This is a genomic window from Cryobacterium glucosi (genome assembly GCF_004402235.1).
Classification (GTDB): Bacteria; Actinomycetota; Actinomycetes; order Actinomycetales; family Microbacteriaceae; genus Cryobacterium; species Cryobacterium glucosi.
On the sequence record NZ_SOFS01000038.1, the window covers coordinates 27758 to 39568 of the forward strand.

11 protein-coding genes and 2 tRNA genes are annotated in these 11811 nt (G+C 67.2%); 2 read left to right on the forward strand and 11 right to left on the reverse strand.

The genetic code is table 11. From position 1 onward, the window contains the following. Nucleotides 1-33: 33 nt before the first annotated feature. The 3 genes from E3O46_RS15345 to E3O46_RS15355 all read right to left on the reverse strand — a co-directional run bounded on the left by E3O46_RS15345 (nt 34) and on the right by E3O46_RS15355 (nt 1554). Nucleotides 34-390 (reverse strand): VOC family protein, encoded by a 357-nt coding sequence (locus E3O46_RS15345; protein WP_134448281.1) that lies wholly within the window; start codon nt 388-390, stop codon nt 34-36. 82 nt (nt 391-472) lie between these two features. After that, on the reverse strand, nt 473-1114 hold the full coding sequence (locus E3O46_RS15350) for a winged helix-turn-helix transcriptional regulator (RefSeq protein ID WP_134448280.1): 642 nt from the start codon (nt 1112-1114) through the stop codon (nt 473-475). Nucleotides 1115-1119: 5 nt separating this feature from the next. Continuing rightward, entirely contained in the window at nt 1120-1554 is a 435-nt protein-coding gene (locus tag E3O46_RS15355) for a VOC family protein (protein ID WP_134448278.1), read from the reverse strand. A 235-nt stretch (nt 1555-1789) separates the two neighbouring features. Between E3O46_RS15355 and E3O46_RS15360 the strand changes: the two genes are divergently transcribed. Next, nucleotides 1790-4357: a glycoside hydrolase family 2 protein gene (locus tag E3O46_RS15360; RefSeq protein WP_134558261.1), complete on the forward strand. Its 2568-nt coding sequence runs from the start codon at nt 1790-1792 to the stop codon at nt 4355-4357. A 1-nt stretch (nt 4358) separates the two neighbouring features. Here the strand turns inward: E3O46_RS15360 and E3O46_RS15365 are convergent. After that, a tRNA-Ser gene (locus E3O46_RS15365) sits at nt 4359-4430 on the reverse strand. Nucleotides 4431-4613: 183 nt separating this feature from the next. Continuing rightward, nucleotides 4614-5594: a citrulline utilization hydrolase CtlX gene (gene ctlX, locus E3O46_RS15370; protein WP_198413729.1), complete on the reverse strand. Its 981-nt coding sequence runs from the start codon at nt 5592-5594 to the stop codon at nt 4614-4616. Nucleotides 5595-5813: 219 nt separating this feature from the next. Here ctlX and E3O46_RS15375 point away from each other — a divergent pair, with 219 nt between their 5' ends. Further along, nucleotides 5814-6257, forward strand: coding sequence for an Lrp/AsnC family transcriptional regulator (locus tag E3O46_RS15375; protein ID WP_134558260.1), 444 nt, complete (start codon nt 5814-5816; stop codon nt 6255-6257). A 100-nt stretch (nt 6258-6357) separates the two neighbouring features. On the opposite strand, the gene E3O46_RS15380 is transcribed toward E3O46_RS15375, so the two are convergent. The 6 genes from E3O46_RS15380 to eno all read right to left on the reverse strand — a co-directional run bounded on the left by E3O46_RS15380 (nt 6358) and on the right by eno (nt 11738). Beyond that, nucleotides 6358-6433: transfer RNA gene (locus E3O46_RS15380), tRNA-Leu, on the reverse strand. 82 nt (nt 6434-6515) lie between these two features. Continuing rightward, nucleotides 6516-8048 (reverse strand): NAD(P)/FAD-dependent oxidoreductase, encoded by a 1533-nt coding sequence (locus tag E3O46_RS15385; protein ID WP_134448274.1) that lies wholly within the window; start codon nt 8046-8048, stop codon nt 6516-6518. A 37-nt stretch (nt 8049-8085) separates the two neighbouring features. Further along, entirely contained in the window at nt 8086-9369 is a 1284-nt protein-coding gene (locus tag E3O46_RS15390) for a S8 family peptidase (protein ID WP_241975209.1), read from the reverse strand. Then, nucleotides 9366-9887: a DUF501 domain-containing protein gene (locus E3O46_RS15395; protein ID WP_134448272.1), complete on the reverse strand. Its 522-nt coding sequence runs from the start codon at nt 9885-9887 to the stop codon at nt 9366-9368. Before E3O46_RS15395 ends, E3O46_RS15390 begins: the two co-directional genes overlap by 4 nt. Beyond that, a complete protein-coding gene (locus E3O46_RS15400) occupies nt 9884-10357 on the reverse strand; it encodes an FtsB family cell division protein (RefSeq protein WP_134448270.1) in 474 nt (157 codons plus the stop codon). Before E3O46_RS15400 ends, E3O46_RS15395 begins: the two co-directional genes overlap by 4 nt. Before the next feature lie 100 nt (nt 10358-10457). Continuing rightward, a complete protein-coding gene (eno, locus tag E3O46_RS15405) occupies nt 10458-11738 on the reverse strand; it encodes a phosphopyruvate hydratase (protein ID WP_134448268.1) in 1281 nt (426 codons plus the stop codon). Nucleotides 11739-11811 lie beyond the last annotated feature (73 nt).

Genomic DNA, 11811 nt, shown 5'->3' on the forward strand with positions numbered 1-11811 from the left:
TTTCGCGGCCGCCGTGCTCGACGGACACGGGCGCTAACCAACCGTGCGGGCCGAGAGCACGCAGAATTCATTGCCCTCCGGGTCCGCCAGGACTACCCAGGGGACGTCTCGCTGGCCCACATCGGCACGGGTCGCCCCGAGGCCGAGCAGGCGCCCGACCTCGGCGGCCTGGTCGTCGGGGACGAAGTCGAGGTGGAGCCGGTTCTTCACGGTCTTTCCCTCGGGGACAGCGCCGAACAGCAGGGTCGGGTGCGCACCCTCGGCCGCGGCGAGTTCGAGCTCGTCGTCGCTCTCGCCGACCACGATCCAGCCGAGAGCCTCCTGCCACCATCGCCCGAGCCCCTTCGGGTCGCGACAATCGACGACGACTTCTTCCCAGAACAGCGACATGCCGGACACACTACGCCGGGCCGCGACCCCAGGTCCAGACGCAGGGCATTCCGGGTGCAGCCGTAGCGGTACCGCGCTCGGCTCAGGCGGCCAGGTGAAACGTGCTCGCGAAGCGACCGAGGAGGGCACGGCGACCACGCAGCACCTCGACGACCCCGGTCTCGATCGCGCGCTCCGGGCCGAGCTCACCGGAAATGAGCCGGCGGATGCCCGGACCAGCGGCGAAGGCGAGGTCGACGGGCCCATCACCGCGCGTCACATCGAGGGTGGAGCCGTCAACCCGGATCAGAAGCTCGGCATGACCGAACCGCGCTGCGTACGCGGTCGCCGGGAGCTGCTCCGCGACCTGCGGACGAAACGCGGTCCGGAGGTCCATCGTCATGGCGTCAGGGGTGATGACCTGCTCCTCCCGCGGATCGCCCAGGGATTTGAATCCCCACGCCCCGAGTGCGAGCACCACGGGCTCGAGCTCGCGGCCGTACGGCGTCAGCTCGTAGACGATGACGCGCGAATGAGGCACCCGTCGGATGATGCCCGCCGCCTGCAGCTCCTTCAGCCGTGCGGCCAGGATGTTGCTCGGGATCCGAGCGAGTCCCCCGGCGAGTTCGCCGTAGCGCCGCGGCCCGACGAGCAGGTCGCGGACGATGAGCAGGGCCCAGCGCTCTCCCACAAGCTCCAGGCCTCGCGTGACGCCACCGTATTGACCATAGTCGCGTGCGGCCATCGACCTCAGTCCTGCTGATTCGCGAAGGCTTCGGGGCCCTGAGCGGCTGCTACCGGGTCCATCCAGCCGAACTCGAGGAAGTTGCCGTCGGGGTCGTTCAGCTGGCGCTGGTACATGAAGCCGTAGTCCGAGGCCGGTTTGGGCTCAGAGCCTCCAGCGGCGACGCCGTCGGTGACGGCCTTGTCGACCGCCTCGCGACTGTCCAGGAAGATCGCGGTCGACACGGAGGGGTTCACGGCCGGATCTCCGATCGGAAGGTCGGTGAAGGTCTGAAAGTACTCGCGGACAAGGATCATAAAGTAGCTGTGGTCTTCTTCGACGACGACGCAGGCCGCGTTGTGGTCCGAGAAGGCCGGGTTGATGGTGAATCCGAGCGCCGTGTAGAACGCCTTTGCGCGCTCCAGGTCGGTCACCGGCAGGTTGACGAACATCGCGGTCATCGTGTCTCCTTGTAGAGGTTCCCATGTGGACTGACGTCATACTTGCAAAAAACAAGTGTGCTGTCAAGGCCTCTGTCGTGCCCTTCCGGACGCGAGCGCTCAGCCCGCCCCAGCGCACCCCGGTCTACCGGGGTGGCGGCGTCGTGTCGTAACGTAGGCGATATGACGATCTCGCCCGGATTTCAGATTCCTGATTTCACCCATCCGGGCGTCGTCGGGTCGCTGCCGCCACATCATGACTGACACCACCATCCAGGCCGTCGTGCCCACGAGTCACCCGATCCGACGCCTCCTCGCCGACTGGACCGTCACCGCGCTCGACGGCCCTGTCCCCCGGGCCGTGCGCCAGCACACAATTCCGGCAAGCGTTCCCGGGTCGGTGCACACCGACCTCCTCGCCGCGGGCCTCATCCCCGACCCGTACCTCGACGGCAATGAGCAGTTGCTCGGCTGGATCGGACTCACCGACTGGCGATACACGACGACCTTCGTCTGGCAGCCGAACAGCAGCACCCAGAGCGAGATCGTCTTCGACGGTCTCGACACGATCGCGACGGTTGAACTCAACGGCCACCGGATCGGCGTGACCAGGAATATGCACCGCCGTTACCGATTCGACCTGCGCACCCATCTGCGCGCCGGCCTGAACGAGCTCGCCGTCACGTTCTCCTCTCCGATCCGGGCCGCGGATGCCGCCAGCCTCGAACTCGGCTATCGCCCGCACGTGAACCACCACCCGTACAACGCGATCCGCAAGATGGCCTGCAGCTTCGGCTGGGACTGGGGCATCGACACGAGCACATCGGGCATCTGGCGCCCGGTCGCCCTCGAATGCTGGGCGACGGCGCGGATCGAGTCCGTGCGCCCGATCGCCACCGTGGACACCCTTGTCCGGGCAGACGGGACGGCCCGGCACTCGGGCACGGTCGCCGTGCACGTCGAGGTCGCCCGGGCGAGCGACGCAGATCTCATCGTGACGGCATCCGTCGGAGGCGTGACCGGCTCGGCCACTCTGAACGCGGGCCAGACGAGCGCGGTCGTGACGCTGCAGGTTGCCGAGGTGTCGCGGTGGTGGCCGCGGGGCTACGGCGAGCAGCCGCTCTATGCCGTCGACGTGACGTTGCACGATTCGGGCGCGGACGACGCCGAAGCACTCGAACTCGATTCGGCACACCGGCGCGTGGGCTTCCGTACCGTGTCGTTCGACACCGAGCCGGATGCCACAGGGACACCGTTCACGATCGCCGTCAACGGGCACCCGGTCTTCGTTCGCGGGGCCAACTGGATCCCCGACGACTCCTTTCCGCACCGGGTCGACCGGGACCGGTACCGGGACCGCATCGAGCAGGCCGAATTCGCCAACATCAACCTGCTCCGGGTCTGGGGCGGCGGCATCTTCGAGGCCGACGACTTCTTCGAGCTCTGCGACGACCGCGGCATGCTCACGTGGCAGGACTTCCTTCTCGCCTGCGCCGCCTACTCCGAAGAGGCGCCCCTGTTCGGCGAGATCGAAGCGGAGGCCCGCGACAACGTGGCCAGGCTGGCGTCGCACCCATCGCTGATCGTGCTCAACGGCAACAACGAGAACCTCTGGGGCCACGAGGAGTGGAACTGGAAGACGAGACTGGATGGCAAGACCTGGGGCGCGGGCTACTACTACGAGCTCTTCCCGCGCATCGTGGCCGAACTGGCGCCGCACATCGGATACACGCCGGGAAGCCCGTTCACCCCGGGCGGCATCGACGGTCTCGGCCGTGACGGAACACTCACGCCGAACGATGCGAACAACGGCACGATGCACATCTGGGACCTGTGGAACCAGCGCGACTACCCCGCCTACCGTGAGTACACGCCCCGCTTCGTAGCGGAATTCGGCTGGCAGGGCCCACCGACCTGGTCGACCATGCGCGCATCGATCAGCGACTCCCCGCTCACTCCCGAGTCCCCCGGCATGCTGGTGCACCAGAAGGCGATGGAGGGCAACGTGAAGCTCACCGACGGCCTGCTCGCCCACTACCCGTTGCCCGACGACATCGACGACTGGCACTGGGCGATGTCGCTCAACCAGGCCAACGCCATCGGCACCGCCATCGAACACTTCCGTTCCCTGCAACCGCACTGCATGGGCAGCGTCGTCTGGCAGCTCAACGACTGCTGGCCGGTCACGTCCTGGGCGGCCGTCGACGGCTATGGGCGGCCCAAGCCGCTGCTCTACGCGATCCGCCACGCCTACGCCGACAGACTGGTGACCATTCAACCGCGCGCGGGGGGAACGCTGGCCGCGGTCGTCGTCAACGACGAGGCTTCACCCTGGTCGGGCGAGCTCATCGTCCGACGCCTCACAGACGCGGGAATCGTGCTGGCCGAGCACGCGGAACGGGTCACCCTGCCCGCGCGGTCCACGGTGACCGTGCCGCTGCCCGCATCCGTCTCCGCGACAACGGATGCGGCAGCGGAACTCCTCCGGGCCGAGCTCAGCGGGGTGCGTGGCCACTGGTTCTTCGCCGAGCCCCGCGACACCCGGCTCGGTGCCCCGTCGTTGTCTTCGTCACTCGAACGGGTCCCGAACGGCTACCTGCTCACGGTGACGGCCGCAACGCTCACCCGCGATCTTGCCGTCCTGGTGGACAAGGTAGACCAGTCCGCCCGGGTCGACGACATGCTGATCACACTGCTCGCGGGCGAAAGTGCGGTGTTCAGCATCCGCTCCACGGTCGAGCTGGACTGTGCGACCCTGACGGCACCGACGGTGCTGCGCAGCGCGAACCAGCTTGTGCGGCCGAGATCCCGCCGACGAGGATGAGTGCCGCCGCTGGGACTCAGACCCACACTGTGACGATTTCAAGTCGTCTGCCTCTGCCATTGGGCTACGGGGCGCGTCCGAGTGCATCCGCGCTGAGCGAACTCAGTCCGAACAGACTCCGACGCTTCAAGCGCAGGTACCGCCGGAGCAGCCGCTTACCAGGCGGGCGTGGCCGGGACCCAAGACTGGCCAGGGCCAGCCCGAAGCAGTCGTCGGAACCGGGCATCCGCGGTCGTTCCGGAGCAGACAAGCACCCCTACTGCCGCGCGCCCAGCGCACTGAACGGAGCCGGGGCAGACGTTGGCCACCTGTCCTGGTGACGTCGTCGATCCAGGTGGATTCCGGCGAGCATACACCGGATGGAACCGCCGGCCAGTTCTATCGTCGGCACGTCCACGGGCACAAGACGGCAGGACTCCTCGAGTGTTTCCCGCTGGCGTTCCGTCAACGCCGTGAACGCCCGACGGGACAGCGCGAGGATCCTGCCCCGGTCTCCCTCGAGTTCGATGGCGTTACCGCAGAATTCCTTGATCTGGGCGGACGACAATTCGATGACGGTGCGGCCCGAAGACGTCAGACGCTCAACGACCTCGTCACGACGATCGCGCGAAGTCATGAGCTCAAGCCCGATCAATGCGAACCGGGTCCCCACACACATCATCACGTTGGTGTGGTAAATCGGGATACCCGAATCATCGACGGCGTCGAAAACCAACGGTTCGTAGCCGAAGTTGGTGCAGAAGCGTTCGAGGGCGACAGGATCCGCACGCTGTGACCTGGCCACATAGGCGACTCTGCTGACGTGGTCGAGTACCATCGCACCGGTGCCTTCGAGGTAGATCCCGTCGAATTCGAGGCCGGAGTAGTCGATCACGTCCTGCACGCGATAGTTCTGTTTGAGCAGTTCCAGGATGTCCTGGCGACGTTCCGTGCGGCGGTTGGGCGTGCGCATCGGATAGACGGCGATATGGCCGCCGGCGTGGGTGGAAAACCAGTTGTTGGGGAAGACGCTGTCGGGACGGCCCTCGTGCTCGTCCTCGAAGAGGTGCACGGTGATTCCATTGGCGCGCAGGGTCTCGGCCACGACGGTCACTTCGCCGTGGGCCGTGTGGTGATGTTCGTTCAGGTTCGACAGGTCGACGAGCGGCTGGAACGTGTTGTCATCGGCGGTTTGAGAGTTGGGCGTGAACCGGTGCGGACGGATGAGGACGACCGTGCCCGGTGACTGAACCGACACGACGGTCAGACCCTGGTGAAGACGTGGGCTGGAATGGGTAGACTCCCGGACACGCGGCTCCGGGAGCTGTTGGTCATTTCTGCGCACTGCACCACTCGGCGCCTCCTTCGATCAGGATTCCAACGCTACGGTGCGCGAATACGTCATCGATAGTGGATTTTCCCACTAATTACGATGAGGAATTGCACACTTTGCATACCCGAGCCGTACTCTATGCGTATGCCCCTGGATGACCTCGACCACAGGCTGATCAGTCTGCTCCGGGTGAACGGGCGAGAACCAGTCGCTGCACTCGCTCGTGAGCTCGGCGTGACCCGCTCCACCGTCGACAATCGATTGGCCCGTCTTGTGCAGTCGGGCACTGTCGTGGGGTTCTCCATCCGGGTGCGTGAGGACCAGGATCCGGGCGTGGTGCAGGCCATCTCGTTCATCGAGGTAGAGGGTCGGGCGACGAGTGACGTCATCCGGGCCCTGCGCGGCTATCCGGAGGTCAGTTCGCTGCACACGACCAACGGGGCCTGGGACCTCGTCGCCGAGTTGCGCACCGCTGACCTGGGCGAGTTCGACCGGCTCCTTGGACGAATCCGTTCCATCCCCGGTGTCCTCAACAGCGAGACCAGTCTCCTGCTCAGCTCCGTCTCCGAGCGTGCCGTCGGCGCCTGACCCGCCGATCGCCTTCGACGTCATCGTCGGTGGAGAGAAGCGTGTCGGCCTGGGAGAGTCCGCCGAGTCCGGCCTCAGTCGGAAGTTCGGTGCCGGATGATGGTGCCCCCGCTGGGACTCGAACCCAGACTGTGACGATTTTAAGTCGTCTGCCTCTGCCATTGGGCTACGGGGGCGCGTCCGAGTACATCCGGGCTGAGCGAACTCAGTCCGAACAGACTCCGACGCTTCAAGCGTAGGTGCTGCCGGAGCAGCCGCTTACTTGACGGGCGTGGTCGCCTCGGTCGCGGCATCCGCTGCCACGATCGCCGGTGCGGCGGCGGGAGCCTTGACCGGCGTCTTGCGCGGCGCGCGGGGCGCCGTGACCTTGGCGGCGGGGGCTGCCGCGGCAGCCGCTGCCGGCACGGTGACCGGTGCCGGGGGCGTGACCGCAGCGGATGCGGCCTTCGCCGGCGCCGCGGCACCCGCGGCGGGCTTCGGGCGGGAGGCGAACTCGACGAACACGGCGCGCGGGGTCTCGACGGCGGCGAGGGACACGATGTCGCGACCGAGGAAGAAGTTGTTCACCCAGCCCCAGACGACGCGCAGCTTGCGCTCCCAGCTCGGCATGGCGAGGCCGTGGTAGCCGCGGTGCGCGATCCAGGCCAGCGGGCCCTTGATGGCCAGTTTGCCGGACTGGAAGACACCCTGTCCGACACCGAGACCGGCGACGGCGCCCAGGTTCTTGTGGATGTAGTCCTTGGGGCCCTCGCCGCGGAGGACGGCGACGATGTTCTTGGCCATGAGCTTGCCCTGACGCACGGCGTGCTGGGCGTTGGGAACGCAGAAGCCGCCCACTCCCCCGCCACTGAGGTCGGGGACGGCGGTGATGTCGCCGGCGCCCCAGGCGTCTTCGATGATCTCGTCTGCGGTGCCGACGCGGAGGTCGGGGCGCACCTGCAGGCGGCCGCGCTCCTCGATGGGGAGGTCGGTGTGACGCACGATGCCGGGGTTCGCCATCACGCCAGCAGTCCAGACGATCAGGTCGGTCTCGAACTTCTCGCCGGTGGAGAGCTCGACGACACCGTCGACGGCGCTCGTCAGCTGGGTGTTGAGGTGGATCTTCGCACCGCGCTTGTCGAGGTTGTCGATGACCCAGAGGCTCGTCGGCACGGACACCTCTGGCATGATCCGGCCCATCGCCTCGACGAGGTGGAACTGGATGTCGTCGAACCCGATCTGCGGGTAGGACTTGAGCAGCGAGGTCGCGAACGAGCGCAGTTCGGCGAAGACCTCGATGCCGGCGAAGCCGCCGCCGATGACGACGAAGGTGAGCAGGCGGTCGCGCTCGGGTCCGGCGGGGAGCAGGGAGGCCTTGTCGAAGTTGGTGAGCACGGTGTCGCGGATGGCGACGGCTTCCTCGATGGTCTTGAGTCCGAGCGCCTGGTCGGCGACCCCGGGGATCGGGAAGGTGCGCGAGACGGCTCCTGCGGTGACGACGACGATGTCGTAGTTGAACTCATACGGCTCGCCGACCGGCGGGGTGATCGTCGCGGTCTTCGACGCGTGGTCGATGTGGGTGACCTTCGCGGTGACGACGTTCGTCTTCGAGAGGTGGCGACGGTGCGCGACCACGGCGTGGCGGGCTTCGATCGAGCCGGCGGCAACCTCGGGGAGGAAGGGCTGGTAGGTCATGTACGGGAGGGGGTCGACCATGGTGACCTCGGCCTCGCCTTTTCGCAGCCACTTCTCAAGCTTCCAGGCGGTGTAGAAGCCCGCGTAGCCGCCACCGACAATGAGAATTTTTGGCACGATAAGGGTCCTCCTACATGATGGAATATGCGAAAACTTACCGATTCGATCGATTTCGCTTGAGCCGCCGAAGAGCACCTATGCCGAACAGCGTTACTAGGATAGCAAACCCCAACAGAACGAGAAGCGGAACGGTGATATAGGTCAGGGTCAGCTCGGTCGGCAGCCAGGGACTCGCGGCGGTGTCGGTCGGCAGCGGCGGGTCGCTGCTCGGCACGGCGCGGGCAACGGGTGCGGCCGTCGGCGCGGCTGTCGGGACGGTGTCGATGCGCCGATGCAGGTGAATCCAGTCCTGGAGCAGGGCCGTCGGCGTCGGAGACGTCGAGGGCGCCACGGACGCGGTGACCGCGGCGGCCGCGTCGATCAGGCCGTTGCCGTAGACGGGGCTGGGGACGACGTGGCCGTTCGGGTTGGCGGTCGCGATCACCCGGTTCATCACCTCGGCGGCGTTGAGCTTCGGGTAGGCGGCGCGCACGAGGGCGACGAGGCCGGAGACGATCGGGGCGGAGGCGCTCGTGCCGCTCCACTGCACGTACCCGCCGTTCGGCACCACGCCGACGAGTTGTTCGCTCGGGGCGGCGACGGCGATCGTGATGCCCTGTGAGGAGGCGTCGAAGCTCGCGGTCTTGTTGCGGTCGACGCCCCCGACGGTGAGCACGCCGGGGATCGTCGCCGGGGCGCCGACCTCCGTGGTGCCGCTCCCCCGGTTTCCGGCCGCGGCCACGACGACGACGTCATGCTGGAACGCGTACAGGAAGGCGTCGTCCCAGCTCGACGGCCAGTCCAGGGTGTTCCGGGTCAGCGACATGTTGATCACGTCGGCGCCGTGGTCGACGGCCCAGCGGATGCCTGCCGCGATCTGGTCGTCGTTGCTGAGCTTTGCGCCGCTGCTCCCGAACGCGACCGACACCGCGAGAATGGACGCCTCGGGTGCCACGCCGATGACTCCTGTCCCGTCCGCGGAACCGCGGCCGGCCATCAGGGAGGCGACCAGGGTGCCGTGCTCGCTGCCGTCCCCCACGGGGGTCTGGCCGTTACTCGAGCCCAGGCCCGAGACATCCGTGCCACCGACGACGGCGCCGGCGAGTTCGGGGACGCTCGTGCTCACCCCGGTGTCGATCACGGCGACCGTCACGCCGGCGCCCTTGGTCGTCGCCCAGGCCTGCGTGAAACCGTAATCGTTGAGCCAGTACTCGAGGTCGCGCACCTGGTCGGCGTGCGCGGGTGCCGCGTCGCCGACGACGGAGGCGCCTCCCAGAACAATGGTCAGCGCCACCGCGAGCGCGGCGCCGAGGCGCCGCTGCAGCAGGGAACGGGTCACGCGTCCGCCGCGGAATAGTCGAGGCACTCGCAGACGGCCGGGGTCCAGGCTGCCCGCGCGAGCGCGAGGTCACCGATCGGGTTGACGCCCGGGCCTGCGGCGAGCGAGTGTGCGGCGAGGGCGTGCAGACACTTGACCCGGTCGGGCATGCCGCCCGAGGAGATGCCGGCGATCTCGGGTACGTCGCCGAGCATGGCGCGATCGGCGAGGAATCCCGCGTGGGCGCGGCGGTACTGGTCGTGGACGGCCTCATCGTCGGCGAGCAGCTGGTTGAACTCGTTCATCACCTGGGTCGCCTCGAGGAAGGAGAGCGCAGCGGTCGCGGCCGGGTGGGTCAGGTAGTAGAGAGTGGGGAACGGCGTGCCGTCGCTCAGCCGGGGTGCGGTGGCGACGACGGTGGGAGCACCGCACACGCAGCGCGCCGCGATGCCGACGGCGTCGCGGGCCGGGCGGCCGAGCTGTGCGCTGACGATCTTCAGGTCGTCGGCGGTGACGGGCGCGAACGGCGGCCGGGTCACTGGGTGGCCTGGGGGGCGAGGCCGGCGGTCATGACGGAAGCGAACATGGACGATACCCAATCGATGTCGGTGTTCTGGATGGCCGTGGTCGCGGCGGGCGCGGCGGCAGCGGCGGCCGGCAGCGGCAGGTCGTTGATAACGAGGAAGCTCACGTCGCCCGGCAGCACATAGGACAGCCGGGCGCGGGCCTGGGTCGTGACGTAGGTGCGGTCGTTCCAGCGCTCCCGCTCGGTCTTGAGCTGGTCGACGGTGGTCTGCTGGGCAGACACGTCGGCGGTGAGCCGGCTGATTTCCTGCTGCTGCTCACCGTAGGTGCGGAGGCCGGGGGCGAGCACGACGACCGCGAGGATGAGGATGCCCATCATCATGAGCGAGAACCCGGACAGGCGCAGGCCGCGAAGCCAGCCACTCATCGGGGTCTCGTCGAGGCCGAGCGCGACGGGCTGCCGTTCAGTGCGTTTCGCGGCCATGGCAACTCCTTTCGCCGGATCCTCGCCGGTTCTCACCGGATAAAAAACAGAGCTCTCGAAGCGCGGGATTCACCCCGCGCTTCGAGAGCTCCAGTCGAAACTAGGCCTTGAAACGGGGGAAGGCAGAGCGGCCCGCGTACACGGCGGCCTCGCCCAGCTCTTCTTCGATCCTCAGCAGCTGATTGTACTTGGCAACGCGCTCGGAGCGGGCAGGCGCTCCGGTCTTGATCTGGCCGGCATCCGTCGCGACCGCGAGGTCGGCGATGAAGGTGTCTTCGGTCTCACCGGAGCGGTGCGAGATGACGGTCGTGTAGCCGGCGCGCTGCGCGAGGGCAACGGCGTCGAGCGTCTCGGTGAGGGTACCGATCTGGTTGACCTTGACGAGGATGGAGTTGGCCGTGCCGAGGGCCAGGCCCTTGGCAAGACGCTCCGGGTTGGTCACGAACAGGTCGTCTCCGACGATCTGCACGAGGCCGCCGATTTCGGCGGTGAGGTGCACGTAGCCGTCCCAGTCGTCTTCCTCGAGCGGGTCTTCGATCGACACGAGCGGGTAGGACTTGACGAGGTCGACGTAGTACGCGGACAGCTCCTGGGCAGAGAGTTCCTTGCCCTCGAAGTGGTAGACGCCGTCCTTGTAGAACTCGGACGCGGCGCAGTCGAGTGCCAGGCCGATGTCCTTGCCGGGCGTGTAGCCGGCGTTGGTGATGGCTTCGACGATGAGGTCGAGTGCCGCACGGTTGCTCGGGAGGTTCGGAGCGAATCCACCCTCGTCGCCGAGGCCGGTGGAGAGGCCCTTCGACTTGAGCAGGGCCTTCAGGGCGTGGTACGTCTCGGTGCCCCAGCGGAGGCCCTCGGCGAAGGACTCGGCACCGAGCGGGACAACCATGAATTCCTGGATGTCCACGTCGTTGTCGGCGTGCGAGCCACCGTTGATGATGTTCATCATCGGGACCGGAAGGGTGTGCGCGTTCGGGCCACCGAGGTAGCGGAACAGGGGCAGGCCGGCCGAGGTGGCTGCGGCCTTGGCGACGGCCAGGCTCACGCCGAGGATGGCGTTGGCGCCGACGCGGTGCTTGTTCTCGGTGCCGTCGGTTTCGATAAGTACGGCGTCGACGATGCGCTGGTCGGTGGCGTCGAGGTCCTCGACTGCCGGGCCGAGCTCGTCGATAACGGCGTCGACGGCCTTGAGGACGCCCTTGCCGAGGTAACGCGACTTGTCGCCGTCGTGAAGTTCATAAGCTTCGAACGCACCGGTGGATGCGCCCGACGGAACGGCGGCACGGCTTACGGAGCCGTCATCAAGCAATACCTCGACCTCGACGGTCGGGTTGCCTCTGGAGTCGAGAATCTCGCGCGCTACTACTGCCTCAATGAGAGCCACAGCTATCTCCTGTTTCCTGTTATTTCCTAATGGGTGGGGTGTTGGTATGGGGGGAACGTGCAGGAAGACGACA